Origin of the sequence: Comamonas sp. (assembly GCF_036666375.1) — a bacterium.
Taxonomy (GTDB): Bacteria; Pseudomonadota; Gammaproteobacteria; order Burkholderiales; family Burkholderiaceae_C; genus Comamonas.
On the sequence record NZ_JAVWWA010000080.1, the window covers coordinates 1 to 25,617 of the forward strand.

The 25,617-nt window shown below is 66.9% G+C and carries 28 protein-coding genes; 7 read left to right on the top strand and 21 right to left on the bottom strand.

The window, feature by feature from the left end; genetic code table 11:
* Positions 1–220: 220 nt before the first annotated feature.
* The 15 genes from RR928_RS17540 to gspG all read right to left on the bottom strand — a co-directional run bounded on the left by RR928_RS17540 (position 221) and on the right by gspG (position 13,776).
* Complete coding sequence (locus tag RR928_RS17540) at positions 221–598, bottom strand: EF-hand domain-containing protein (protein WP_332683531.1); 378 nt, start codon at positions 596–598, stop codon at positions 221–223.
* A gap of 48 nt (positions 599–646) precedes the next feature.
* Positions 647–1,594, bottom strand: coding sequence for a 5'-nucleotidase (locus RR928_RS17545; RefSeq protein ID WP_332533945.1), 948 nt, complete (start codon positions 1,592–1,594; stop codon positions 647–649).
* 11 nt (positions 1,595–1,605) lie between these two features.
* Entirely contained in the window at positions 1,606–2,832 is a 1,227-nt protein-coding gene (gene gspF, locus RR928_RS17550; protein WP_332533946.1) for a type II secretion system inner membrane protein GspF, read from the bottom strand.
* Positions 2,833–2,939: 107 nt separating this feature from the next.
* Positions 2,940–3,944 (bottom strand): LLM class flavin-dependent oxidoreductase, encoded by a 1,005-nt coding sequence (locus RR928_RS17555; protein ID WP_332533947.1) that lies wholly within the window; start codon positions 3,942–3,944, stop codon positions 2,940–2,942.
* A gap of 103 nt (positions 3,945–4,047) precedes the next feature.
* Positions 4,048–4,338, bottom strand: coding sequence for a hypothetical protein (locus RR928_RS17560; RefSeq protein WP_332533948.1), 291 nt, complete (start codon positions 4,336–4,338; stop codon positions 4,048–4,050).
* 92 nt (positions 4,339–4,430) lie between these two features.
* Positions 4,431–5,792: a GspE/PulE family protein gene (locus tag RR928_RS17565; RefSeq protein ID WP_332533949.1), complete on the bottom strand. Its 1,362-nt coding sequence runs from the start codon at positions 5,790–5,792 to the stop codon at positions 4,431–4,433.
* 4 nt (positions 5,793–5,796) lie between these two features.
* Complete coding sequence (gspD, locus tag RR928_RS17570) at positions 5,797–8,079, bottom strand: type II secretion system secretin GspD (RefSeq protein WP_332683535.1); 2,283 nt, start codon at positions 8,077–8,079, stop codon at positions 5,797–5,799.
* Between the two features lie 5 nt (positions 8,080–8,084).
* Complete coding sequence (gspN, locus tag RR928_RS17575; protein WP_332533972.1) at positions 8,085–8,891, bottom strand: type II secretion system protein N; 807 nt, start codon at positions 8,889–8,891, stop codon at positions 8,085–8,087.
* 5 nt (positions 8,892–8,896) lie between these two features.
* Positions 8,897–9,463, bottom strand: coding sequence for a type II secretion system protein GspM (gspM, locus tag RR928_RS17580; RefSeq protein WP_332533951.1), 567 nt, complete (start codon positions 9,461–9,463; stop codon positions 8,897–8,899).
* Positions 9,460–10,692 (bottom strand): type II secretion system protein GspL, encoded by a 1,233-nt coding sequence (gene gspL / locus RR928_RS17585; protein ID WP_332533952.1) that lies wholly within the window; start codon positions 10,690–10,692, stop codon positions 9,460–9,462. Before gspL ends, gspM begins: the two co-directional genes overlap by 4 nt.
* Positions 10,689–11,702 carry a type II secretion system minor pseudopilin GspK gene (gene gspK / locus RR928_RS17590; RefSeq protein WP_442881423.1) on the bottom strand — a complete coding sequence of 338 codons (1,014 nt, stop codon included), beginning with the start codon at positions 11,700–11,702 and terminating at the stop codon, positions 10,689–10,691. Before gspK ends, gspL begins: the two co-directional genes overlap by 4 nt.
* Positions 11,696–12,454, bottom strand: a complete 759-nt coding sequence (locus RR928_RS17595) for a PulJ/GspJ family protein (RefSeq protein ID WP_332549398.1) — start codon at positions 12,452–12,454, stop codon at positions 11,696–11,698. Before RR928_RS17595 ends, gspK begins: the two co-directional genes overlap by 7 nt.
* Position 12,455: 1 nt before the next feature.
* A complete protein-coding gene (gene gspI, locus RR928_RS17600) occupies positions 12,456–12,839 on the bottom strand; it encodes a type II secretion system minor pseudopilin GspI (RefSeq protein ID WP_332533955.1) in 384 nt (127 codons plus the stop codon).
* Positions 12,836–13,261: a prepilin-type N-terminal cleavage/methylation domain-containing protein gene (locus tag RR928_RS17605; RefSeq protein ID WP_332533956.1), complete on the bottom strand. Its 426-nt coding sequence runs from the start codon at positions 13,259–13,261 to the stop codon at positions 12,836–12,838. The genes gspI and RR928_RS17605 overlap by 4 nt, the downstream gene beginning before the upstream one ends.
* A 62-nt stretch (positions 13,262–13,323) precedes the next feature.
* Positions 13,324–13,776 (bottom strand): type II secretion system major pseudopilin GspG, encoded by a 453-nt coding sequence (gspG, locus tag RR928_RS17610; protein WP_332533957.1) that lies wholly within the window; start codon positions 13,774–13,776, stop codon positions 13,324–13,326.
* Positions 13,777–13,851: 75 nt separating this feature from the next.
* On the opposite strand from gspG, the gene RR928_RS17615 reads away from it, so the two are divergent.
* Positions 13,852–14,265 carry a type II secretion system protein N gene (locus RR928_RS17615; protein ID WP_442881421.1) on the top strand — a complete coding sequence of 138 codons (414 nt, stop codon included), beginning with the start codon at positions 13,852–13,854 and terminating at the stop codon, positions 14,263–14,265.
* Here RR928_RS17615 and RR928_RS17620 read toward each other — a convergent pair.
* From RR928_RS17620 to ilvA, 3 genes are read right to left on the bottom strand one after another with little or no spacing between them, the layout of a single operon-like run.
* Positions 14,255–14,800: a histidine phosphatase family protein gene (locus tag RR928_RS17620; protein ID WP_332533959.1), complete on the bottom strand. Its 546-nt coding sequence runs from the start codon at positions 14,798–14,800 to the stop codon at positions 14,255–14,257. The genes RR928_RS17615 and RR928_RS17620 overlap by 11 nt on opposite strands.
* Complete coding sequence (gene cobS / locus RR928_RS17625) at positions 14,797–15,609, bottom strand: adenosylcobinamide-GDP ribazoletransferase (protein ID WP_332533960.1); 813 nt, start codon at positions 15,607–15,609, stop codon at positions 14,797–14,799. The genes RR928_RS17620 and cobS overlap by 4 nt, the downstream gene beginning before the upstream one ends.
* Positions 15,610–15,633: 24 nt before the next feature.
* Entirely contained in the window at positions 15,634–17,187 is a 1,554-nt protein-coding gene (ilvA, locus tag RR928_RS17630; protein WP_332683540.1) for a threonine ammonia-lyase, biosynthetic, read from the bottom strand.
* A 365-nt stretch (positions 17,188–17,552) separates the two neighbouring features.
* Here ilvA and RR928_RS17635 point away from each other — a divergent pair, with 365 nt between their 5' ends.
* Positions 17,553–18,002, top strand: coding sequence for an OsmC family protein (locus RR928_RS17635; RefSeq protein ID WP_332533962.1), 450 nt, complete (start codon positions 17,553–17,555; stop codon positions 18,000–18,002).
* A gap of 30 nt (positions 18,003–18,032) precedes the next feature.
* Here RR928_RS17635 and coq7 read toward each other — a convergent pair whose 3' ends face one another.
* Entirely contained in the window at positions 18,033–18,608 is a 576-nt protein-coding gene (coq7, locus tag RR928_RS17640) for a 2-polyprenyl-3-methyl-6-methoxy-1,4-benzoquinone monooxygenase (RefSeq protein ID WP_332533973.1), read from the bottom strand.
* Between coq7 and RR928_RS17645 the strand changes: the two genes are divergently transcribed.
* The 3 genes from RR928_RS17645 (at position 18,498) to RR928_RS17655 (ending at position 21,343) form a co-directional block, all read left to right on the top strand.
* A complete protein-coding gene (locus tag RR928_RS17645) occupies positions 18,498–18,902 on the top strand; it encodes a hypothetical protein (protein WP_332533974.1) in 405 nt (134 codons plus the stop codon). The genes coq7 and RR928_RS17645 overlap by 111 nt on opposite strands.
* A 53-nt stretch (positions 18,903–18,955) precedes the next feature.
* Positions 18,956–20,011: a porin gene (locus RR928_RS17650; RefSeq protein ID WP_332533963.1), complete on the top strand. Its 1,056-nt coding sequence runs from the start codon at positions 18,956–18,958 to the stop codon at positions 20,009–20,011.
* A gap of 222 nt (positions 20,012–20,233) precedes the next feature.
* Entirely contained in the window at positions 20,234–21,343 is a 1,110-nt protein-coding gene (locus RR928_RS17655; protein WP_332533964.1) for a porin, read from the top strand.
* 123 nt (positions 21,344–21,466) lie between these two features.
* On the opposite strand, the gene RR928_RS17660 is transcribed toward RR928_RS17655, so the two are convergent.
* Positions 21,467–22,312, bottom strand: coding sequence for a MurR/RpiR family transcriptional regulator (locus tag RR928_RS17660; protein ID WP_332533965.1), 846 nt, complete (start codon positions 22,310–22,312; stop codon positions 21,467–21,469).
* A gap of 207 nt (positions 22,313–22,519) precedes the next feature.
* Here RR928_RS17660 and tal point away from each other — a divergent pair, with 207 nt between their 5' ends.
* Together tal and pgi are read left to right on the top strand one after the other, a co-directional pair.
* On the top strand, positions 22,520–23,473 hold the full coding sequence (gene tal / locus RR928_RS17665; RefSeq protein ID WP_332533966.1) for a transaldolase: 954 nt from the start codon (positions 22,520–22,522) through the stop codon (positions 23,471–23,473).
* Position 23,474: 1 nt separating this feature from the next.
* Positions 23,475–25,067 carry a glucose-6-phosphate isomerase gene (gene pgi / locus RR928_RS17670; RefSeq protein WP_332533967.1) on the top strand — a complete coding sequence of 531 codons (1,593 nt, stop codon included), beginning with the start codon at positions 23,475–23,477 and terminating at the stop codon, positions 25,065–25,067.
* 113 nt (positions 25,068–25,180) lie between these two features.
* Here pgi and RR928_RS17675 read toward each other — a convergent pair.
* Positions 25,181–25,617 (bottom strand): TCP-1/cpn60 chaperonin family protein (locus RR928_RS17675; protein WP_332533968.1); only part of this gene is annotated, 437 nt, incomplete at its 5' end.

A 25,617-nucleotide genomic window follows, 5' to 3' on the forward strand; every position in this document is an offset into this window, starting at 1 on the left:
AGCCCAAGACCAAGCGCACGCGGGGATTGTAAAAGCACCCCCTGAGCCGCTCAGGGGCGCCCGGCGAGGGGCGCCCGGCGAGGGGCGCCCGGCGAGGGGCGCCCGGCCAGGGACGGCCCCCACGCTGTGACACGCTGGCTGCAAGCGCCGTATCTGTTCGTGGTGAGCTTCCCTGGCAGGGCGCGTCTAACCATGAACGGCCGGCGCGCAAAAAACGCAATTACTTCTTGTCCGCCTGCTGCGCCGCCTTGGCCGCGCGCTCGGCACGGTATTGCACGGCAAACACTTCGACTTCCTCGAAGGACACAAAGCCGTCCTTGTCGGTATCGGCCGTGTCGAAGGCCGCGGCCAGGCGCGGAAACAGCGCGACTTCGCTGCGGCTGAGCTTGCCGTCCTTGTTGAAGTCCAGCAGCTGGAAATCGCGCCTGGCCTTGATTTCGCCTTTGGTCAGCGCAGCGCCGTTGGCGCTTTCGGCGGGCGCGGCATCGGGCGCCGGGGTCTGCGCCAGCGCCAGGCCGTAGGCCGTGAGCAGCACCAGGCCGCACAGCAGGCCGGCGGCGCGCTGGCGCAGGAGAAGAGGGAAATAGGAATTTGCCATGCGAACCATGGTGCCATGGCTGGCGCTGCTGCGCCCAGGCCGGCGCAATCACCCCTGGCCGGACTGCTTGCGCCTGGTTGCAGATGTTTCCTGCAGGCTGGCTGCTATGCCGCTGCGCACATGGCCCGAGGGCACATGCAGCGCCGCATTGCGCACATGGCCGGTCTGGTCGTCAAAGAAGAAGTCGGGCTCGAATTCGCGCAGGAAGGCGCCCTTGCTCAGGCCGCCGAGGAACATTGCTTCGTCCACGGCGATGTTCCAGCTCATCAGCGTCTGGATCGCGCGCTTGTGCGCGGGCGCGCTGCGCGCCGTGACCAGCGCGGTGCGGATGCGCATGCCCGGAACTTCCACGGCCATCTGCTGCAGCCGGTGCAGCGCGGCGAGCAGCGGCTTGAACGGGCCGTCGGGCAGAGGCTGGCCATGGCGGTCGGTCTCGTGGCGCTGGAAGGCTTCCAGCCCTTCGGCCTGGAACACGCGCTCGGCTTCGTCGGAAAACAGCACGGCGTCGCCGTCGAAAGCGATGCGCACTTCGTTGGGGTGCGACAGGCTGGCCTGCACGGAATCGGTGAACACATGGGCTGCGGGGTAGCCCAGGCGCAGCGCCTCGGTCACATCGTCGGCATTCGCCGAAAGAAACAGATGCGCGCCCAGCGGACGCAGATAGCCGAACGGCGGCCGGCCCTGGGTGAAAACGCCGCGCTGCAGCGCAATGCCCGCCGATTCAGCCGAATGGAACACGCGCAGGCCGCTGACCGGGTCGTTGCGCGACAGGATCACGACTTCGACGCGCCGGGCATCGGGCGTGTTGAACGCAAGCAGCTTCTGCACCAGCGAGAACGCAATGCCGCGCTGCGCCGGGATTTCCAGCCGCTGGCGCTGCAGCTCCAGATAGGTGGCGGCGTCGCTGCGCTCGAACAGGCGGTTCTCCTCCTCGAAATCGAACAGCGCGCGCGAGGAGATCGCGACGACCAGTTTGTCTTCGAGCGTCACGGACATGGCGCGCCTGCTTACTTGACGAACTGGTTGAGCTCGATGATGGGCATCAGCACCGCGAGCACGATAAGCATCACGACCAGGCCCATGACCACAATCAGCAGCGGCTCGAGAATGGTTGCCAGGTGCATGGCGCGGCGCTGGACTTCGGTCGACAGCTGCACGGCTGCGCGCTGCAGCATCACGGGCAGCTGGCCGGTCTGCTCGCCCAGCCGGGCGAACATCGCCAGCAGGCCGGGAAAGCGTTTCTTGGCCAGGGCCGAGGCCAGCGGCGCGCCTTCGCGCACCAGCACCAGCGCGTCCAGCGCGTCGGCGCGCAGCGCGCGGTTGCCCAGCGTTTCGGCCGCGGCCTGCAAGGCCTTGAGAATCGGCACGCCCGCGCCCGCGAGCATGGCCAGCGTGCTTGCAAAGCGCGCGGCGTTGTAGCTGCGCGCCAGGCGGCCGATCAACGGCAGGCGCAGCCAGGCGGCGTCGAAGCGCTCGCGCGTCGCCGGGTTGCGCAGCATCTGGCGCGCGGCGAGCGCGCCCAGCACCAGCACGCCCAGCATCAGCCAGCCATATTCGCGCACGAAATCGCTGATCGCGAGCAGGGCCACGGTCAGCATGGGCAGCTGGCGCTTGGTGCCGACGAACACGCCCGCCACCTGGGGCACGACATAGCTCACCAGAAACAGCACGATGACGATGGCCACCAGCGACACGATGGCCGGATAGAGCGAAGCGCCTATCAGCTTGGATTGCAGCGCCTGGCGTGCCTCGAGGTCGTCGGCCAGGCTGGCCAGCACCAGCCCCAGGCTGCCGCTCGACTCGCCCGCGCCAATCACCGCGCAATAGATTTCGGAGAATTCGCGCGGATGCTGCTGCAGCGCGCGCGAAAAAGTGGAGCCCGCATTGACTTCGGCGCGCAGCGTGGCCAGCAGGTGGTGCTGGCGCTGGTCTTCGGCTTCATCGGCCAGCGCGCTGAGCGCACGCTCCAGCGGCAGGCCCGAAGTCACGAGGCCGGACAGCTGGCGCGTCCAGACCGCGAGCGCGCTCGCATTGAACACCGGCCGCGTGAACCAGCGTTCCTGCCATGTCAGCTCGGCGCCCGGCGCCGCGCCCGACCCCAGCGGAACGACGGACAGCGGCACCAGCGCCTGGGTACGCAGCAGATTGCGCGCCGACTTGGTGTTGTCGGCCTCGAGCGTGCCCTTGCGGGAGGCGCCCTGGGCGTCGAGGGCTTCGTAGGAAAAAGCAGGCATGGGAAACAGGCAGGGCGGGCGAAAGGAATTCAGCACATATTAGCCGCTGGCGATGACGCTGTGTGTGCGCCATTGCCGCGCCGGCGCTGCCGCGGCGCGCGCGGCTGTCAGCCGGCCATCGCCTGGGCCGCGATTTCGAGCGAACGCAGGCGCAGATCGGGGTCGAAGACATCGCTGACCAGCATGAACTCGTCGGCCTGGGTGGACTGCGCCAGCGCCTGGAAGTGGCTGCGCACGGTGTCCCGGCTGCCGATCACGCCGGCACGCAGGAAGTCGTTGATGGCCGCGGCTTCCGACGGCGAAAGCTGGGCGGCGTAGTTCTCGACCGGCGGCTGCAGCCGCGAGCGGTTGCCGGTGAGAATGCCCAGGATGCGCTGCTGGGTGCTGCTGGCGAGAAATTGCGCTTCCTCGTCGGTGGGCGCGGCGACCACGGGCACGCCGACGATCGCATAAGGCTTGGCCAGCGTTGCAGAAGGTCGGAACAGCTCGCGGTACATGTCGAGCGCCTGGTGCAGCATGCGCGGCGCGAAATGCGAGGCAAATGCGTAGGGCAGGCCCATGTGCGCGGCGAGCTGGGCCGAGAACAGGCTGGAGCCCAGCAGCCAGATAGGCACATTGGTGCCCGCGCCCGGCATCGCAATGATGCGCTGGCCCGGCGTGGCCGGGCCCAGCAGCTGCTGCAGCTCGGCGACGTCGCGCGGGAAGTCCTGTTCGGTCTCGACGCGGTCGCGGCGCAGCGCGCGCATCGTCGGGCCGTCGGTGCCGGGCGCACGGCCCAGGCCCAGGTCGATGCGGCCTGGATAGAGTTCGGCCAGCGTGCCGAAGGCTTCGGCCACGACCAGCGGTGCATGGTTGGGCAGCATCACGCCGCCCGAACCCACACGAATGCTCTTGGTGCCGCCGGCGATATGGCCGATCAGCACGGCCGTCGCGGAACTCGCGATGCCCGGCATGTTGTGGTGCTCGGCGAGCCAGTAGCGCGCAAAGCCCAGTTCCTCGGCCTTTTGCGCGGTGCGCAGCGCGATTTCCAGGGCCTGGCCCACGCTGCCTCCTTCGCGCACGGCGACGAGATCCAACAGGGAAAGGCGGATGTCTTGGAGGTTTTTCAGCATGCAGTGGGTCTTTCGTTGGGCCGAAGGGGTTACATGGCCGCAAGCCGATCAACGTGGCTTGTGGCTGCCCCAGCATCCGAAGATGCGGGTGAACGCGCCACTATCAAGGGGTGTAGCGCCGGGTGATTTCGTTCTTGCAGGTGATCCCCACCACAATGCACCAGATGAAGGACAGCACGGCAATGCCGATGTTGTTGCTGCCCATTTCCATGGCCACGAAGGACAGCGGCAGCGCGATCAGCGCGGCCAGCCTTATGCAGCGGCGCAGCTGGGTCTCCGACAGCCGGGGCTTGTAAAACAAAAGCAGCCCGTAGCTGACAATCGCCAGCAGGGCCAACAAAAGGAAAGTCTCGCCGCCGTAGGGCGCGCTCCAGGTGCTCAGGGTTTGCATCATGGCGAACATTGTCGCCGCTGGAACAATGCCCTGCAGTCCGGCGCGCGGTTGCGAGTTTCCGGCAAGCCGGCCCAGCGCCGCGCCCCGCTGCGTCAGTCGCGCGTCACGCGCAGCACCTCTTCGGGCGTGGTGATTCCCGAGCGCACCAGGCGTTCGCCGTCGTCGCGCATCAGCGTCATGCCGCTGGCCAGCGCCGCGGCGCGGATATCGGCTTCGCTGGCCTGGCTGTGGATCTGGCTGCGGATCGCGTCGTCGACCACCAGCAACTCGAACACGCCGGTGCGGCCCTTGTAGCCGCTGGGCTCCGACGTGTCGATCTTGCGCACCAGCCGCTGGGCCAGCACGCCCAGCAGCGAGCTGCTCAGCAGGAAAGGCTCCACGCCCATGTCGATCAGGCGCGTCACGGCGCTGGGTGCGTCATTGGTGTGCAGCGTGGCCAGAACCAGGTGGCCGGTCAGCGAGGCCTGGATCGCGATCTGCGCGGTCTCGAAGTCGCGGATTTCGCCGATCATGATCACGTCCGGATCCTGGCGCAGGATGGCGCGCAAGGCCTTGGCAAAGGTCAGATCGATCTTGGAGTTGACCTGGGTCTGGCCTATGCCCGCGAGCTCGTACTCAATGGGGTCCTCGACCGTCATGATGTTGCCGCTGGATGCGTCCAGGCGCTGCAGCGCCGCGTACAGCGTCGTGGTCTTGCCCGAGCCCGTGGGGCCGGTGACCAGGATGATGCCGTGCGGCTGGCGTATCAGCGACTCGATGCGCTCCAGCGTCTCGCCCTGCATGCCCACCGACTCGAGCGTGAGCTTGGAGCCGCTCTTGTCGAGCAGACGCAGCACGGCGCGCTCGCCATGGGCGCTGGGCAGCGTGGAGACGCGCACGTCGATGGCGCGCGTGCCCAGGCGCAGGCTGATGCGCCCGTCCTGCGGCAGGCGCTTTTCCGAAATGTCGAGGTCGGCCATGATCTTCAGCCGCGAGATCAGCGCCGCATGCAGCGCACGGTTGGGCTGCACCACCTCGCGCAGGTCGCCGTCGACGCGAAACCGCACGCTCGAATGGCGTTCGTAGGGCTCGATGTGGATGTCGCTGGCGCCGTCGCGCGCGGCCTGGGTCAGCAGCGCGTTGAGCATGCGGATGATGGGCGCGTCGTCGGCGGTTTCCAGCAGGTCTTCCACGGCGGGCAGGTCCTGCATCATGCGCGACAGATCGGCGTCGGATTCGACTTCGCTGACCACGCGCGCGGCGTTCGACTCGCCCTGGGCATAGGCGGCGCTGATGCGCTGCGCGAGCTGGCCCGCATCTATGGCCTGCCACTGCGGCACGGCGTATTTGCGCTGCACTTCGGACAGCGCCTGGAAGTCTGGCGCAGGGCCGTGCCACAGCACGGGCTGCTGGCCGTCGTCCTCGAGCAGCAGCTGCGCGCTGCGGGCATAGGCGTAGGGCAGGGGATAACGCATGGAATCAGGGCGCGCTGTAGGCGTCGTCGGTGTCGGTGATGGGCACGATGCGCGGCCGCGCGGGCTTGGGCGCCTCGGGCGCGAACGGCACGGTGGCCAGCGGCTGGGCCGGGCCGCCGGGCTGCAGCGCGGGCAGCACGGGAGCGCCCGAGACGCTGTTGAGAATGGTGCTGGGCTGCGGCTGCAGGCCCTGCTGCGCCGCGCGAATGACTTCGTAGCGGTCGGTCATCAGCGCATCGGCCGCGGCCGCGTCGCGCACCACCACGGGGCGCAGGAACACCATCAGGTTGGTCTTCTTGCGCGCGCGGTTCTCGCTGCGGAACAGGTTGCCCAGGCCCGGAATGTCGCCGAACAGCGGCACCTTGTCCTCGGCCTGCGAGTAGTCGTCCTGCAGCAATCCGCCGAGCACGATGATGCTGCCGTCCTCGACCAGCACGTTCGACTCGATCGAGCGCTTGCTGGTGGTCGGGCCGTTGGTGTCCTTGAGCGTCGAGCTGTCGATCTTCGAGACCTCCTGGTAGACCGACATCTTCACGGTGCCGTTCTCGTTGATCTGCGGGCGCACGCGCAGCATCAGGCCCACGTCCTTGCGCTCCACGGTGGTGAACGGGCTCACGCCCGAGGTGCCGGTGGTGCTCGCGTAGGAGCCGGTCACGAAAGGCACGTTGTTGCCGATGATGATCTTGGCTTCCTCGTTGTCCAGCGTCATCAGATTGGGCGTCGACAGCACGTTGGCGTCGCCGCTGTTCTGCAGGAAGTTGGCGAGTGCGCCGAGATAGTATTTGCCGTTGATGCGCGGCGCGATGCCGAAGTTCAGGCCGGCGCCGAGGTTGCCCAGCGCGGTTGCGGCCGTGGTCGCGCCACCCGCGAGTCCCGCGGCCACGCCCAGGATATTGGCGCCGCTGGTACCAGAGTTGGTGCCGATCACGCCCATGGTGCTGCCGTTGTTGCCCAGCAGCGACTGCCACTGCACGCCGAACTGGGCCAGCTTGTTGGCCGTGACTTCGACAATCAGGCTTTCGACCAGCACCTGGGCACGGCGGCCGTCAAGCTGGTCGATGACCGCGCGCAGCTGGCGATAGACCGGCGGCGAGGCGCTGATGATCAGCGAATTGGTCGAAGGATCGGCCTGGATCTGGCCGCCGGTCGAAGGCTGGTTGCTGCTGCCCAGGCTGCCGCTGTCCGTGCCCAGGCCGCTGCTGGTGCTGCTGCCCGACAGGCCGCTGGTGCTGCTGGTCTGGCTGGTGGAGGTGTTGCCCAGGCCGGTGGTGCGCATGCCGCCGCCGGAGCTGGCCGCCGCATTGCCGCCCGCGGCCTGGCTGCCGACGCCGCCGTCGCTGGCCATGGCCGCGCGCAGCGTCGTCGCCAGCGTCACCGCATCGGCGTTCTTCAGATAGACCACATGGATGTTGCCGCTGGCCGCGGCCGAGCTGGCATACGCGGGCTGGTCGAGGCGCGCGATCAGCGAGCGCACCTGGGCCAGGCGCGCGGGATTGGAGGCGCGCACCACCAGCGCGTTGCTGCGCGGCTCGGCCATGAGCGTAGTCTTGAAACCCGTGTCCGTCTGGCCCTGGGCCACGGCGCCGGGCACCGCGCCTGCGCTGCCGCCTTCGATCAGCCGGCTCACCAGCACTGCCATTTCGGAAGCCACCGCGTGCTGCAGCGGAATCACTTCGATGTCGGTGGCATTCGACACGTCCATCGCGGCGACGATGCGCGCCAGGCGCTGCACGTTGTCGGCGTAATCGGTGATGACCAGCGAGTTGTTGCCCGGGTTCACGTTGATGGTGTTGTTCGGGCTGATCAGCGGCCGCAGCACGGGCACCAGGTTGGCGGCGGTCTCGAAGTTGAGCTTGAAGATCTGCGTCACGATCTGGCCGCCGGCCGGCGAGCCGCCACGTCCGCCCTGGGACACGGCGACATTGCCCGACTGGAGCTTGGCGTCGGCTTCGGGAATGACCTTGTAGAGGCCTGCGGCCTCGACCACCGTGAAGCCCTGCAGCCGCAGCGCCGCGAGGAACTGCTGGAAGGCCTGGGCCGGGGCCAGAGGCTTCTCGCTGATCAGCGTCATCGTTCCCTTGACGCGCGGGTCGACCACCACGTTGCGCCCGGTGATGGTCGCCATGGAGCGCGCCACGGCCTCGATCTCGGCACCGGAGAAGTTGAGCGTCACCGGTTCTTTGCTGCGGGGCGCGGTCTGCGCGGAAACGCCGGCACAGGCCAGCGTGGCCGCGGCGGCGAGGGAGTGGAGGGCGACGCGCAAGCGGCGTGCAGTGATGAACGTCATGGAATTTAGCCCAGGGAAATGATGGAGCGCGCGCCGCTGCGCCGCCCGATGATGTTGAGGAAGTTGGCCAGCGCGGCCTCGCGCTCGGGCGAGGCGCTGGCTTCGCCGCGAAACCGCAGGCGCTGTCCGACCCATTGGCCCGCGCCGCTGAGCTGCAGGTGGCCTTCGAGCGTGCTGAGCGTGACCTGCGGCGCATCGCCGCCGTCGAAGACCAGCCGATAGCTGCCCATGGGGCGCAGCGTCGACAGCCGGGACGAAACGCCCAGCGCATCGAGCTGCAGCTGGCCTTCGCTGCGCAGGCGGCCGGCCAGCCATTGCACCTTCAGACCCTGGGTGCGCAGCTGCAGCTGGCCCTGGATCTGGGCGGTGTTCCACGGCGTGCCCAGGCCCGTGAGCAGGGCCGCAGGCCATTGGCTCTGCTGGTCCTGGACCTGCGTTTCCACGCCTTGCCAGTGCAGCAGTATGCGCGCCTGCAGCGGCTGCGGCGTGCAGCATTCGGTGGCGAGCTGGATGCGCGCGCCGCGCCAATCGGGGCGCAGCCGCCACTCCACGCGCGATGGCAGGGCCAGCGCGTCACGGCTGCCCGCGCCGCCGCTGAGCACCAGCCGCGCCGAGCCGGTCCACAGCGTGCCGCGGGCTTCAAGCAGTTGCAGCTGGCCCTGGGTCGCGCGCTCCAGGCCCGCGGCCAGCCAGTGGGCGGGCGCGGCCAGCACCAGCGTCACCAGCGCGCCCAGCAGCGCGCCGGTGACGGCCCAGGCGCGCGGCGAGCGCACGGTGGTGGCTGCCGGCCGGCTGCGCGGCGAGCGACGCAAGGACTTCATTGCGTGGCCTCCGCCAGCGGCAAGGCCAGCACCAGGCTGCCATCCCAGTGCGGTTCGCTGGCGCTGGCCTGCGCCGGGCCGGCAGTCGCCGTGAGCCGCATTTCAACGGTGCTGACCTTGAGATTCTGGCGTGCCTGGCTGAGCCACGCGGCCAGCGCCGCGGCAGGCGTGTTCTTGAGCGTGAGCTGGGCGCGTTCGCCCTGCAGCACCAGGCGTGCGCTGGGGCCGAGCTGGCTGCTGACCGAGTCCTGCAACGCGCGCTGCAGGTCGGGGCGCGCGGCAGGCAGCGCGCCGGCGGACTCGGTCGTGGGCGGCGGCAGTTCGGCCTGCAGGCGCAGGGCTTCGGCTTCGAGGCGTTGCATGCGCTGCAGCTGCAGGTCGAGCGCCGCATGCCGTGCGGGCGCGGCACGCAGTGTCTGCAGCGCGGGGGCGAGCAGCAGCCACCAGGCAAGCGCCAGGGCGATCGTGCCCGCGGCGAGGGACAGGGCCTGGCGCTCGCGTGGCGCCAGACCGGCCCAGCGTGCCTGCCAGGCGCCCAGGCGGGGAGAGCGGGCGGTGTTCATGGTTGTTCCTTTGCGCGCAGCACCAGGCTTTGCGCGTCCGCGCGGGCGGCATAGCCCATCGCGGCCAGTTGCGACTGCAGCTGCTGCTGCGCCGTGGCGTCGAGCGTGAGCCCGCGCAGACGCAGCTCCTGATCGCTGTACTCAATCGAATGCGGGCGCATGCCCCTGGGCAGGGCCTGGCCCGCGGCCGACAGCAGCGGCTCGAGCGCCTGCGCCGAGAGGCTGCCGGTGCGCTGGCGCAGCTGCGCGACTTCGCGCTCCATCTGCAGCGGCGCATCGACCACCAGCGCAGTTTTCGGAAACGCCTGCAGCAGGCTCGCGCGCACTGCGGCCTGCTTGGCGGCCAGTGCCTGGCGTTCCTTCCAGGCCCAGCCATTGAGCCCGACCAGCTGGGCGACGACCAGCACGCCCAGCGCCCAGCGCGCGGCGCGCCACTGGGGGGCGCGCACGAAGGACTGGCAGGCGCTGACCACGCGCCGCAGCGCATGGCTGCGACCGCCTACGGCCAGATCGAACTGCGCGAGATTCCAGGGGCTGCGGCTGGCTTCCAGCAAGCGTTCGGCCAGTGCCTCCAGGCGCACCGGTTGCTGCAGGCGTTGCTCGGCGAGCGCCGCCACCGCGGGCGCGGCGTCGACGACCAGGCCTTCGGGCGCACCCAGCAGCGCCAGGCCTTCGGCGCTCAGCGGCGCGCAGGCCACGCCCTGGTCGGGGCCGCAGCCCGTGGCCAGCAGCCAGGCCGATTCCGGCGTGCCCATGGCCCAGAGGTGAGGGGCTTGGCCTTCGGCCGCGGGCGTCAGCTGGGCAACGATGCGGTCCACGCGCCGCTGTGCGGTTTCCAGCGCCTGCAGGTGCGAGCGCAGCCAGCCGCGGTCGCAGGCCGCGACCCAGGCGCTCTGGCCGGCGCGCGCGCCCGGCTCCAGCGCGAAGTGCAGCAGTTCGGGTTCATCGAGCAGATGTTCTTCGACCAGGCCTTCGATCACCGAGCGCAGCCGCGTGGTCGCGTTGCGCGTGCCCACGGCAATGCCGGCCGGCAAGGTGATGCGGTGCCATGACAGCGCCTGGTGGGGGATGACGGCGACGACTTCGACCGCGCGTCCCGCCGCGGGCAGTTCGGTCGCCGTGGCCGCTGCATGGCGTGCGACGGTCTGACCATCCAGGCTCAGCGCAAACGCGTATTGCCATTCAGGGCCCGCGGGCGCAAGCGGCAGTTGGAGTATCAGAAGGCTCATAGACTGGAGGTACGTGCCGGAGTGGCTACCGGCAGGGGCAGATTCTGGGAGGTCCAGTGGCCGCGTTCGCGCCACAGGGTAACGACATTCATGCCGGTGCGCTGCACCAGCGAGCGTTCGCTGACCATGGTTTCGCCAAGTCGCAGGCGACCGCGGATCTCGAAGAAAGACGATGAGAACGCGAGCAGGTCCTGCGGCGTGTCGGACGGCATGCCCAATCGTTGCAGCGCATCCGGCATGGTGCGCACGGGGCTGGCCTCGCGCGCCTGGATGAATTGGTTGGCGCGTGCCCAGTCCAGGTCCTTGACGCTGGCCCAGATCACTTCGGCGCTTGCGGTGTTGAGGTTGACCGGCGTGGGCGTGGGCAGCAGTGTGACATGCGGCTCGAGCCGCGCAATGATTTCGGGGGCGACGCCCAGCCAGCCGAGCTGGGCCAGCGTGCGCGGCATCAGCGGTGCCGTGCTTTCCGGATTGTTGCCCGCGGCCTGGGCCATGCGCAGGCCGACGACGATCTGCTGCAGCGAAGAGGCCGGCAGGCCCAGGCGCTCGAACAGGCGCGAGAACGCGAGCTCGGTGGCTTCATTGCGCAGCAGCAGGTTGCGCAGGTTCATGCGCGACTGCAGATCGATGATTTCACCCGACAGGAAAGCATTCGCGGTTTCGGTCGACGCATCGTCGACCTGGCTCACGTTGGCTTCGGCGGCGAGAAAGCTCGACAGCTTCGCTTCCTGCAGCGGCACGGCCCAGGGCTCGGCCAGATGGTCGGGGCCGCCCGAGCGCGCGTCCTCGCGCAGCACCACGCGCGACCAGTCGAGCGCGCCCAGCAGTATCCAGGCGGCCTGGGCGCGCGCGCGCTCGGCGGTCTCGACCTCGACCGCACGCCATTGCTGCCACAGTGCCGTGGCCGCGAAGGTCGCGACCAGCGTCACGGTCAGCATCGCGGTGAGCAAGGCGGCGCCGCGCGACGGGCTGCGGGCGGCGGTGCGGAGGGAGCGCGTGGCGATCATGATCTGCTGTTCTGGCGCAGGGGGTTGACCCAGTCGCGCACGAGGCGACCGGCAATGCCCGCGCCGGCGGGAAGATCGAGCTGCAGCCGCACGCCATCGGGAATGTCGTTGTTGGTGGCGGCAGTGGTGCCGGGAGTTCCCGCCGTGCCCGCGGTCCCTGTGGTTTCCGCTGCCGCGGCCGCATTTGCCGCGTCGGTCGCCGTGCCGGCCGTGGCATCGCTGGACTGGGGGTTGCTCCAGGCGCCGCCGCGGTAGTAATAGATGGCCCAGCCGTTGAGCGGGAACAGCGCGGTTTCGCGTGCGCGCTGGGCGTCGCTGGGATTGCGTGCCCATTGGCTGGCCTGGTTCCAGGCATCGTTCCATTCGCTGCGCGTGCGCACCGGCGGCGACTGCCAGCGCAGCCATTGGTCACGGCCCTGGCTGGTGCGCCGGGTCCAGCCCACGACCAGCGCGCCGGCTTCGGGCGCGGCGGTGTTGCGCCGCGTCAGGCGCAGCACCTGTCCGTCCCAGGCAATGGCCTGGGTGTTCTCCAGCGTCATCAGTCCGTCGAGGTCGGCGTTCCATTGGGCCAGCGCGGTCTGCAGCACCGCATGCGCGTCGGTATGGGCGCGGGTGTACTGCTGCGAGCGCAGCATGCTGTCGAGGCCGCGCCAGCCCATCAAGGCCATCAGCGCCATCGCCACCAGCGCGACCAGCAATTCAACCAGGGTAAAACCGCTGGCCCGGGACAGGGGGCGACGCGCGCGGGCCTGCATGTCAAAAACGTCCCACGATGGCGGTGATGCTCAGCACCGGAAACTGGCCGTTGCTGATCTTGACGTCGGCGCGGCGAAAGCTGGGGTTGGGCGTGGGGCGCACGATCAGGGTCACGCCAAAGACCTGGCCCGCCTGCTCGCAGCTGCCGCTGGTGTCGCCCACGGGGGGCATCTGCTGCGACAGGCGCATGCGCACCAGTTCGTTCTCGGCGCAGAGCTGGCCCAGCAGCATGTCTGTCTGGCGCTGGGCGTTGCGCGTCAGCGCCGACGTGGCCTGGGCGCCCGCGAGCAGCGCGATGGCGACTATGCCCAGCGCCACCAGCACTTCGATCAGCGTGAAGCCGCGGGCGGGCGCAGCGTTCCGGCGGCGCAGCGGCGCGTTCATGGCCTGCCCTCGGGCGCGAACGGCCGCAGGCCATCGGACGCAATCGACAGGCGCAGCTCGGGCGTGTCTACATGGGTCAGCAGCGTGCGTTGCGGCGGCAGCAGGGGCTCGGGGCCCAGCACCAGCACCGCGCCGTCGGCGACGCGCGTGCCCGCATCCAGCCACTGCGTGGGCAAGGTGCTGCCGGGCGGCAGGCCTTCAAAGCGAAAGCCCGCGGCCGTCGCCTGCCAGCGCACCAGCGTGCCGCTGGCGCGTGCCTGGGCGCGGCCGGCCTCGAGCAAGGCCGCGAGCCGCTCGCCTTCGCGCTCGAGCCGGCTCTGGCCGCTGTCGCGCATGGACATGGCAACGCCGGCCGTGGCCAGCGCCATGATGCTGATCACAACCAGCAACTCCAACAGGGAAAAACCGCGTGCGCGTGTCATGGCCGTATCCGGTCAGGCAGGGAGCCTGCGCGCGTACGGGCGCGCTGCCCCCAGAGGGCGCATTACTGCCAGCTGCCAATGTCGGCGTCGTTGCCTTCGCCGCCGGGCTGGCCGTTGGCGCCCAGCGACATCACATCGACCTCGCCCTTGATGCCCGGGTTCAGGTACTGGTAGGGATTGCCCCAGGGGTCGTTGGGCAGCTTTTCCACATAAGGCTTCCAGTTGTTGGGCTGGGGGCCTGCAGTGGGACGGGCCACCAGGGCCTGCAATCCCTGTTCGGTCGTCGGATAGCGCTGGTTGTCCAGGCGGTAGAGCTTGAGCGCCTGCATGATGTTGGTGATGTCGGTGCGCGCCGCCGTGCGACGCGCGTCATCCGCGCGGTCGAGCAGGTTGGGCACGATCAGCGCGCCGAGCACGCCGATGATGACAAGCACCACCATGAGCTCGATCAGCGTGAAACCACGCTGTACGGCCTGGCGCAGCGGGCGCGCCGGTGTGCATTGCGGAACTGTCATGGAATTCAGTAGCTGTAACGTCATATGAACCCATGATAATGCGTCATGGTGACAAATTCGCTTCAAAATTGGCGCGTGCGTTTGTGCACGTTCATTCTCTGGGCGGTCGCGGGAGCGTGCCTGGTGTTCTGGACTCTGCGCCTGGCTTCCCCGGTCGAGGCGGCGATGGTCGCGGTTGCCGCGCCCGGCCCCGTCGCAGTGGACCTGCAGGCGCTGGCCCAGGTGCTGGGTGCGGGACCGGCCGCACCCACGGCCCAGGCGCCGGCCGCGCCCAGCCGTTATACGCTCCAGGGACTGTTGGCGGGACGCGACAGTGGCCGCGGCGCAGCGGTGATCGGGGTCAACGGCCAACCCGCGCGGGCGTTTCCCGTGGGCGCGCAAGTCGATCAAGGCCTGGTGCTGCAGTCGGTCGGCGTACAGCAGGCGCGGCTCGGGCCTTCGCGCCAGGGTGAAGCCACCGTGACGCTCGAACTGCCGATCAAGAAATAAACCACTGCCCGGGCGCGGGCGCGGCCTGGGTCCACGCAGCGGCCGTCGCCGGCTTTCCGCGCTCGGTGCGCAGCCAATGCACGCAGCGCGCCACGCCCGCATGGCTGATCCAGACCCTGTCGGTGTCGGCGGGGCCCGGTTCCTCTAGCGCCGAGCGCACGCGCGCGAGCATCGCGGCCAGTGCCTCGCCGCCGCCGGGCGCATAGCCATGCAGGTCGGCGGCCCAGGCATCGAGTTCGGCGCGCGGCAGCGCATCCCAGGGCTGGCCTTCCCAGGCGCCGAAATCCATTTCCTGCAGGCGCGCATCCGCCTGGCTGCACAGGTCGGGCCGCAGCGCGCGCACGGCATCCGCCAGTTGTACGCAGCGCCGCAGCGGTGAATGGCGCAGCAGCACGCCGCCGGGCAAGGCCTGCGCCAGTTGCTGGGCGGCCTGTTGCGTCGCCTGGGCATCGGCGTCCACATCCAGCCTACCGTAGCAGATGCCGGGCGCGACCAGCGGCAGCGCATGGCGTACCAGCCACAGCCGCGCCGTCATCCGGCGCCGCGCAGCACGCCGACAGCAGCGCCCAGGTAGAACGCAATCTCGCTGATCTGCTGGGTCGCGCCCAGGCAGTCGCCCGTGAAGCCCTGCAGCCGCCGGGCAAACCAGCGCGCGAGCCACAGCGCCGCGAATGCGCTGCCCAGCAGGCCCAGGCCCAAGGCCAGCACGGGCTGAGCCAGCGCGTACAGCGCCAGGGGAGCGAGGCACCACAGGCCGGCCGCGACCAGCGTGCGGGCGCTGATCTGGTCCGCCAGGGGTTTGCTCTTGGAGCGCGCGGTGTCGCCTACATGCGGCAGCAGGCGCACCAGGCACAGCGGCCAGAAGCGCGAAACCACATGCGCGACGGCCACGGCCGCGGCCGCGGCCACCAGGCTGTGGCTGCCCAGCACCGCGAGCAGGCTGATCTTGGCCAGCAAGGCCAGCACCAGCGCCAGCGCGCCATAGGCACCCAGGCGCGAGTCCTTCATGATGTCGAGCGCGCGCTCGCGGTCGGCGCTACCGCCCAGGCCGTCGGCCACGTCGGCCAGGCCGTCTTCATGGAAGCCACCGGTCATCCAGGCCGTGGCGATGCAACTGAGCACCGCGGCGGCCAGCGGCGCGAACACGCTGGGCGTGAGCGCGGCGCAGACTGCCGCATAGGTGCCCGCGCCGACCGCGCCCGCGATCCAGCCTATGCCGGGGAAGTGGGCCGCGCTCGCGCGCAGCATCGCCGGGCTGAAGCCCACCCAGTCGGCGAGCCGCCCGGTCACGGGAATGCGCGTGAAGAACTGCAGGGCCAGCAGGAAGTGGCGCAGGGCTTGCATGGTCGGGTGCCGGCCGCGCGAGAATTACTGCAGGAACAGGCGGTAGGCCGGGTTGAGCGTTTCTTCGACCCAGGGGTAGCCCACCGAGGCAAGAAAGGCGTCGAACGCAGCCGCGTCTTCGGCCGGCACCTGCATGCCCACCAGGATGCGCCCATAGTCCGCGCCCTGGTTGCGGTAGTGGAACAGCGAAATGTTCCAGGTCGGCGCCATCATGCTGAGGAACTTGAACAGCGCGCCCGGGCGCTCGGGGAACACGAAGCGCAGCAGCCGTTCTTCCTGGGCCAGCGGCGAATGACCGCCCACCATGTGGCGCAGATGCTCCTTGGCCATCTCGTCGAACGTCAGGTCGAGCGCCTCGAAGCCGTTCTTCTGGAAGTTCTTCGCGATCTTTTCCGATTCGCCCTTGGCCGCCGTCGTCAGGCCGACAAACACATGCGCGCGCTGCTGGTGGCTGATGCGGTAGTTGAATTCGGTCACATTGCGCTGGCCGCCGGGCAGCTTGCCCACGACCTCGCAGAAGCGCTTGAAGCTGCCGCGTTCCTCGGGGATGGTGACCGCGAACAGCGCTTCGCGCTCCTCTCCGACTTCGGCGCGCTCGGCGACGAAGCGCAGGCGGTCGAAATTCATGTTGGCGCCGCACAGGATGGCGGCATAGGTCTCGCCCTTGGTCTTGTGCGTGGCCACATATTGCTTGATCGCGGCCACGGCCAGCGCGCCCGAAGGCTCGACGATGGCGCGCGTGTCGACAAACACATCCTTGATCGCCGCGCAGACCGCGTCGGTGTCGACCACCACATATTCATCGACCAGATCGCGCGCAATGCGGAAGGTCTCCTCGCCCACGAGCTTGACGGCCGTGCCGTCGGCAAACAGTCCCACATCGCCCAGCTCGATGCGCTTGCCGGCCTGCACCGAACGCGCCATCGCGTCCGAGTCGCGCGTCTGCACACCTATCACCTTGATGTCGGGGCGCACGGCCTTGAGGTAGTTGGCCACGCCCGAGATCAGGCCGCCGCCGCCTATGGCCACGAACACCGCATCAAGGCGCTGGGTGCCGAGCTTTTGCAGCTGGCTCAGCATTTCCATGGCGATCGTGCCCTGACCAGCGATCACGTCCGGATCATCGAACGGGTGCACGAAGGTCAGTCCCTGCTCCTGCTGCAGCTGCAGCGAATGCTTGTAGGCATCGGAATAGCTTTCACCCGCGAGTACCACTTCGCCGCCCAGTGCCTGCACAGCATCGACCTTGAGCTGGGGCGTGGTGGTGGGCATCACGATCACCGCGCGGCAGCCGAGCTTGCGCGCGCTCATGGCCACACCCTGGGCATGGTTGCCGGCCGAGGCACAGATCACGCCGCGCTGCAACTGCTCCTGGCTCAGGTGGGCCATCTTGTTATAGGCACCGCGCAGCTTGAAGCTGAACACCGGTTGCTGGTCCTCGCGCTTGAACAACACCTTGTTGTGCAGCCGGCGGCTCAGGTTCTTGGCGGGCTGCAAGTCCGATTCCACAGCCACGTCATAGACGCGCGCGGTCAGGATACGGGTGAGGTAGTCGGCGGGAGTGAGGTGTTTTGTCATGGTCGGCGAAAAGGCTGGGCCGCGAAGGCAAGCCCGCGGGTAGGCTGGGCCGCCATCATAGGCGTTCAAGCGTTTGCGGGTGAGTCCGACAGGTGTTCGCAGGCTTGCGACCCGCCGGCCTGCCAAGTCAATCGACCAAAAAAAAGCCCCAGGCTGTGAAGCCTGGGGCTGAATCCACCATTAGAGGAGGTGGAGGAGACAAAGGGTGCGATACAGGAATAATGTCCTGCGGTCCGCCTGAAAATTACAATCACTTCAGGTAACGCTTGAGCCAATTGTATCGCAAAAGATGCTGCGTTGCAGCAAAATCAGGGTTTACCGGAATGGCGATGCCATTTCGCAACAGTTAAAGCAAAGGAATCGGCATGGAATGCACAGTGAGTTGGACCGGTGCCAGCGGCACCCGCTCGGGAATGGGCTTTGTGGCGGAGACCGGCAGCGGCCATATCCTGGCAATGGACGGCGCGCCCGATGAAAAGAATCCGGACAACGGCGGGCGCAACCTCGCGCCGCGCCCCATGGAAGCGCTGCTCGCCGGCACCGGCGGCTGCACCGCCTATGACGTGGTGCTGATCCTCAAGCGCGGTCGCCACGATGTGCGCGGCTGCAGCGTCAAGCTCAGTTCCGAGCGCGCCGACACCGACCCCAAGGTCTTCACCAAGATCCACATGCAGTTCACCGTGACCGGCAAGGGCCTGCCCGCGAGCGCCGTCGAGCGCGCGATCGCCATGAGCCACGAGAAGTATTGCTCTGCCAGCATCATGCTCGGCAAGACCGCCGAGATCACGACGGGTTTCGATATCGTCGAAGCGTAAAAGGAAGCACCCGCCAGGCGGTGGGTGTTTCTATACGTAATGCGCGGTGGTGGTCATGACCTTGGCCGCGGCGCGCATCAGGTTCTGCACGGGCGGCGGCAGCAGCACTGCGCCGGCTTCCAGCGCGTCGGCCGCATGCCGCTCCTCGTCTTCCTTCATGCGCTGCACCACGGCGCGCGAGGCCAGGTCCTGTTCGGGCAGGCGATCGAGATGGCTGCCCAGATGCGCCGATACCTGATTTTCCGTTTCCACCACGAAGCCCAGGCTCACGCGGTCGCTGATCTTGGCGGCCACCAGGCCGATCGCAAACGCTCCCGCGAACCACAGCGGGTTGAGCAGGCTGGGACGCTGGCCCAGCGCATCCAGGCGCGCGCGCGACCAGGCCAGGTGGTCGGTCTCCTCGCGCGCCGCTTCGATCAGATGTTCGCGCAGATGCGCATCGCGCGTGACCATGGCCTGGGCGTTGTACAGCGCCTGGGCACAGACCTCCCCCACATGATTGACACGCATCAGTGCGCCTGCGAGGCGCTGCTCGGCTTCATCCAGGTCTGCCTCGGCAATGCCCTGCGCAGGCGAGGGCTGCGACGCCGCCGGGCGGGCAAACAGGGTGCGAAGCGCAGCGTCCGCTGCCGTCAAGATCTTGTCCATAGAGATAAAAAGCTGCTGCAAGGCGAAAGGCGCGGGCTGACCGGAGGCAGCGCCGCGAGAAGCCGGGACCGGGTGCGGCCCCTGTGCACGATTGTGCCGCGCATTGAAGCGGTGTTGCAACCGTGCAACGAATTCCCGGAATCGAGCGGCTTATCGGTGAATTGCTTTGCGCATCGGTCGGTCGTCTGTTGCAATAGCAAGAGCTTCCCCACCAGGAGGTTGGCGCGGGTAACCGGCGAATCCAGGGTTTGACCCTGCTCTTTTTGCCTACCGACGCCCTCTGTTAAACCTTGGAGTAATTCGCAATGAAAAAATCCCTGATTGCCCTGGCCGTGTTGGCTGCTTCCGGCGCCGCCATGGCCCAATCCTCCGTGACCCTGTTCGGTATCATCGATGCCGGCGTTGGTTACGTTGACAACGTCAATGCAGCTGGCGACAACAAGTTCGGCGTGGGCACCAGCGGCAACGCTACCAGCCGTATCGGCTTCCGCGGCGTGGAAGACCTGGGCGGCGGTCTGAAGGCTGGTTTCTGGCTCGAAGGCGAAGTTTTCGCTGACGGCGGCAATCCTGATGGCCTGAACTTCAAGCGTCGTTCGACCGTTGGCCTGGAAGGCAACTTCGGTGAAGTGCGCCTGGGTCGTGACCTGGTTGCAGGCTACAACAAGACCAGCTCGTACGATCTGTTCAGCCAAACCGGCATCGGCCAATTCTCCGGCTGGCGCAATTGGGACAGCGCTGCTGCCACCAACGGTGACGAAAACGGCATCCGTTCGAACAACCTGATCAGCTACTACACGCCTAACTTCGGCGGCTTCAAGGCTGGCGTGAGCTACGGTTTCGACGAACAAACCACCGGCAAGGCTGGTCGTTACGTCGGCGGCAACGTGTCGTATGACAACGGCCCCATCAGCGCTGCAGTGTCGTATGACCGCCTGAACGTGATCGGTGCCGGCACGCGCGGCGCTGGCGACCGTGACGCCCTGACCCTGGCTGCTTCGTACAACTTCGGCGTGGCCAAGCTGATCGGTATCGCTCAGCGTCAAGAGTACTCGTACAACGCTGGTGCTGACCGCAAGTTCAACAACTACGCTCTGGGCGTGTCGGCACCTGTCGGCGGCGCTGGCGAAGTCAAGCTGCAATACGCACGCTACGACCAGAAGGCAATCAACGGCGAAGCCGACCAACTGTCGCTGGGCTACGTGCACAACCTGTCGAAGCGCACTGCTGTGTACGGCACCGTTGCTTACCTGAAGAACAAGGACGGCTCGGCTCTGGGTCTGCAGTCGAAGGGTATCAACACCACTTCCGCAGCCAACGAAAAGCAAACCGGCGTGCAAGTCGGCGTGCGCCACTCGTTCTAATGATGGGCTGAGTTCGCTCAGCTTTTCATAGAAATCAAAAAAGCCAGTCTTCGGACTGGCTTTTTTTATGGTGTTTTCGCTCAGAGGGAAACTGCTATCTAGGGAAAATCCTGCAGGGAAAACCTGTGTTGTGATGCTGCACTGCTATCTAGGCGCAATAAAAGTGGGTACTTAGAATGGATTCTCCCAGCCACACTTTTATTCATAAAGAGAGACAGCAGCATGCAAAAATCGTTTGTGAAAAATGCCATCGCATTGGCCGCCTTGGTGGTTGCAACCCCTGCCGTATTCGCCCAGCAGGGCACCAGCAGCGTTCAGCTGTACGGTATTGTGGATGCTGCAGTGCGTCATACCAATAATGAAGGCGTAGGCGGAAACTCATCGTTGACCAAAATGATTGGTGGCGGCATGTCGCAAAGCCGCTGGGGCATTAATGTGACCGAAGACCTGGGTGGCGGCCTCAAGGCCATTGCCAATCTGGAAAATCGTTTCCTGACCGATTCGGGCTCGACGGCAACCGCCAACTATTGGCAGCAATCCTGGCTGGGTCTGCAAGGCGGCATGGGCCGGCTGACCATGGGTCGCCAGTACAACGTGCTGTTCGATCTGGTGACTTCGACCTATTCGTCGTTCCCCTACTCGCCTTACATGGAAGCCTACAAGCCTGAAATCGGCATGTCGCTGGGGGCGCGCGCCAACAACATGCTCAAGTACACGGCCGAGTTCGGCGCCGTGCGCGGTGCCTTGCAGTATTCGTTCGATGAGAAGGACGTGAGCGGCGCGAGCGCGAAGACCGCGGGCGGCTATCTGCGCTATTCGGCCAACGGCATTTCCGCGGGTGTGGGCTACCAAAACTATGACCTGCCGCAGAACGCCAAGGTCGACGCCTGGACCCTGGGCGGATCCTACCGCATGAATGCGCTGTACTTCAATCTCGGCTACGGCGTGAACAAACTCAAGGGCACGCCTGGACCGGTCGATTCGGCGATTGTCGGCGGCATGTGGGGCGGCGACACCAACGGCGGCTTCACGCGCGGCGCGGCCGACAAGCGCCAGATGGCCAAGATCGGTTTCGGCTACCAGGTCACGCCTCAGCTGAATGCCGGCCTGCATTACTACCATGCCAAGCAGTCGGGCAGCCCGGTGGCAGCAGACAACGGCAAGGCCAACTTCATTGTTGCCGTGGCTGATTATGCTTTCTCCAAGCGTACCGATGCCTATTTTGGTGTGGATTACACCAAGATCAAGGGCGGAACCAATATTGTGCTGGACCCGACCAGCCGCGCGCGTGATCGCACCGGCATCACTGCCGGCCTGCGCCACCGCTTCTAATCCTGATAAATCCCCGCAAGGGGATTTGCCCGGAATATATTGCGTATTCAGAGGTTTTTTGGCAGGGGTGCCTATGTTCGATGCATGAATAATCGAATATAGGCACCCCTGCTGTTTTGCTGCTCAGGTATATCGCTTGGCGTGCAGACTGTCCTTCATTTTCTGCAGCACGGGTTGCAATGGCTCGCCGATGCGCAGCGCTACGCAGGTGGCGAGCACATCGATAATCAGCAGGTGCATCAGCCGCGAGACCATGGGGCTGTAGCGATCGTAGCCTTCGGGGTGGTCGGCGGCGAGCAATATGTCGCAGGCATGGGCCAGGGGCGAGCCGCTGGCCGTGATCGCAATGGTGGTCGCGCCGCGCTCGCGCGCGATGTCGGCCGCATCCATGAGGTCGCGTGTGCGCCCGGAATTCGAGATGATCAACGCGCAGTCGCCCGGTCCGAGCAACGTGGCGCTCATCACCTGGATATGTCCGTCGCTGCTCGCAAGGCTGGTCACGCCCAGCCGGAAGAACTTGTGCTGGGCATCCTGGGCAACGATGCCCGAATTGCCGGCGCCATAGAACTCGATGCGCCGCCCCTGTTGCCAACTGCTGACGATGGCCAGCGCTGCGCGTTCGAGGTCGGGCACGCGCGCGGCATTGCGATACTGCAGGAATGCGGCCACGGCATTGTCGACGACCTTGACCAGCACATCGCCGGTCTTGTCATCGCTGTCGACGCTGCGGTGAATGAAGGGCACGCCTTCGTTGGCGTTGTTCACGAGCTTGACCTTGAAGTCGGCCAGGCCGTCATAGCCCATGCTGCGGCAAAAGCGCACGACAGTCGGCTTGCTCACATGGGCGCGCTCGGCAAGCAGCCGCACCGGCAGTTGCGCAAAGGCCTGCGGGTCGGCCAGCACGAGACGCGCCACGCGCTGTTCGGCCGGGGCCAGGGAAGGCAGGGAGGCGGTGATGCGATCTAACATGGAAGTCCTGGGCGGTAAGCGCTGCGTGCGTCAATGTAACCGCAGTTGCGGGCCTTGGCCGGCCCCTGCATGGCTGCGCCTACACTGCGCATTTGTATCGTGCTGTGTCTGCTCGCGGGTGCTGGCGCAGTGCGGTGGCCGCTGCTTGTAAGATAACAAGGCTACAGCATCGTGTCAGACAGGTGCTTTTCAAGAATGGAACAGGTCATGAGTCAGCTCGACGCGCTTCGACAGTTCACCACCGTGGTGGCGGACACCGGCGATTTTCGCCAGATTGCACAATATTTGCCGCAGGATGCGACCACCAATCCGTCCTTGATCCTCAAGGCCGTGCAGATGCCAGAGTATGCGCCACTGCTCAAGGCGACGGTGGTGCAGCGCCGTGGCCGGCCGCTGGACGAAATCATGGACCGGCTGCTGGTGCGCTTCGGCTGTGAAATCCTGGCACTCGTGCCGGGCCGGGTCTCGACCGAAGTCGACGCGCGGCTGTCGTTCGATACCGAAGCCACCGTGACCCGGGCGGAACGCATTGTCGAGCTCTATCAGGCCGAAGGCGTGCATATCGACCGGGTGCTGATCAAGATCGCTGCGACCTGGGAAGGCATCGAAGCCGCGCGCCGCCTCGAGCAGCGCGGCATCCATACCAATCTGACCTTGATGTTCTCGCTTTGCCAGGCGGTCGTCTGCGGCCAGGCCAGGGTGCAATTGGTGTCGCCGTTTGTCGGTCGCATCTACGACTGGTACAAGAAGCAGGCGGGCGCTTCCTGGGACGAAGCCGCGATGGCAGGAGCCAACGACCCGGGTGTGCGCTCGGTGCGCGCTATCTATGCGCATTACAAGAAGTTCGGCATCGCCACCGAAGTCATGGGCGCGAGTTTTCGCAACCTGGGGCAGATCACGGCGCTGGCCGGTTGCGATCTGCTGACGATCGCCCCCGATCTGCTGGCCAAGCTCGCTGCCAGCGATGCGCCCCTGGAGCGGGCGCTCGTGCCCGAAGCGGCGCAGGCGCTCGACCTGCCCGCGCTGCATTACGATGAACCGGGTTTCCGCCTGGCGCTCAATGCCGATGCGATGGCGACCGAGAAGCTGGCCGAAGGCATACGCGCCTTTGTCGCCGACACGCTGCAGCTCGAAACCCTGATGCAACAGGCGGCTGCCTAGGATGACAGTGTTGTGCCATGAGACCGCGGCCTGGAAGGCGCTGGCACGCCATTACCAGGAGGAAATGGCGGAATTCGATATCGTCCAGGCCTTTGCCGCCGACCCCCAGCGCCTCGCGGCGCTGAGCCAGCAGGCGCCGCATGTATTTGCTGATCTGTCCAAGAACCGCATCACGCCCGCAACCCAGCAGTTGCTGACAAACCTCGCACAGGAGTGCGGTCTGGCGCAACGCCGCGACCAGATGTTCGCCGGCGCGCCCATCAATACTTCCGAAGAGCGTGCCGCGATGCACTGGCTGCTGCGCATGCCGCGCGACGGCGGGCTGCTGCGCGAGCGTCCCATGGCGGCTGCGGTGCGCACGGCGCTGGATGCGGTGCATGACACGCTGGACGCGATGCTCGCGCTGGCCGAGCAGGTGCGCGCGCGCCCCGAGATCACCGACATCGTCAATATCGGCATAGGCGGCTCGCATCTGGGACCGGAAGTCGTGGTCAATGCGCTCGAAGATTGGTGCAGCCCCGACAAGCGGTTTCATTTCGTCTCCAATGTCGACGGCCATGAGCTGGGCCATGTGCTGTCGCGCGTGCGCCCCGAAAGCACGCTGTTCCTCGTGGCCTCGAAGTCGTTCACCACGGCCGAGACCATGCTCAACGCACATTCCGCCCGTACCTGGTTTCTGGCCAATGGCGGAACGCAGGACGGCGAATGCGCGATTGCCGAGCATTTCGTTGCGCTGACGACCAATGTGGCAGCCGCAGCGCAGTTCGGCATCAGCCGCACGCTGGGCTTCTGGGACTGGGTCGGCGGGCGCTATTCGCTGTGGTCGGCGATAGGCCTGCCGATCGCGATCGCCGTGGGCGCCGCGCATTTCCGTGCGTTGCTGGCCGGTGCGCATGCGATGGATGCGCACTTCGTCACGGCCCCGCTGGCGCGCAATCTTCCCGTGCGCCTGGGCCTGCTCGACATCTGGTATCGCAATTTCCACGGTTTCGGCAGCCGCTGCATCGCGCCTTACAGCCACGGCCTGCGCCGGCTCACGGCCTATCTGCAGCAGTTGGAGATGGAAAGCAACGGCAAGCGCGTCGATGCCCGGGGACAAGCCGTGGGCGTGGCGACTTCGGCCGTGGTCTGGGGCGAGCCGGGCACCAATGGCCAGCATGCATTCTTCCAGATGCTGCACCAGGGGACAGATGTGATTCCCGTCGAGTTCATCGCCATGCGCGGCGGCGGCAAGTACCTGGGCGCGCACCAGCACAGCCTGCTGATCAACGCCGTCGCCCAGGCCCAGGCGCTGATGGTCGGACGCCGCCAGGAGTCGAGCGAGAAATACTGTCCCGGCAACCGTCCGAGCAGCTTTTTGCTGCTGCAGCAGCTCGATCCGGCCTCGCTGGGCGCGCTGATCGCGCTGTACGAGCACCGGGTGTTCGTCACCGGCGCGATCTGGGGCATCAACAGCTTCGATCAGTGGGGCGTGGAACTGGGCAAGAACCTGGCGCGCAACCTCGCGGACCGCCAGGAGCGCGGCGACTGGCAGGATGTCGATGCGTCGACGGCAGGATTGATGCGGCGCCTGATCGCCGCCGATCTGCCTTAGCAGCGGCTGGCGCTGAAGACAAAAAACCCGCAGTTCTTGCGAACTGCGGGTTTTTTGTTGCTGGTGGCAGCAGGTCTTTCGACCTGCCGGACCGCAATTTCCCTTGCAGGAAATTACATGCCCATGCCGCCCATGCCGCCCATGCCACCCATGCCGCCGCCCATGCCGCCCATGTCGGCACCTGCGTCAGCCTTGGGAGCGTCGGCAATCATGCACTCGGTGGTCAGCAGCAGCGCTGCGACGGAAGCGGCGTTCTGCAGAGCAGTACGCGTGACCTTCGTGGGATCCAGGATACCCATTTCGATCATGTCGCCGTAGGTGTCGTTGGCGGCGTTGAAGCCGAAGTTGCCCGTGCCCTTGAGCACGGCATCGACCACGACCGACGGTTCGCCACCGGCGTTGGCGACGATTTCGCGCAGAGGAGCTTCGATGGCCTTCAGGATCAGCTTGATGCCGGCGTCCTGGTCGGCGTTGTCGCCCTTGATCTCGCCCACGGCTTGCTTGGCACGCAGCAGAGCCACGCCGCCGCCGGCCACGATGCCTTCTTCCA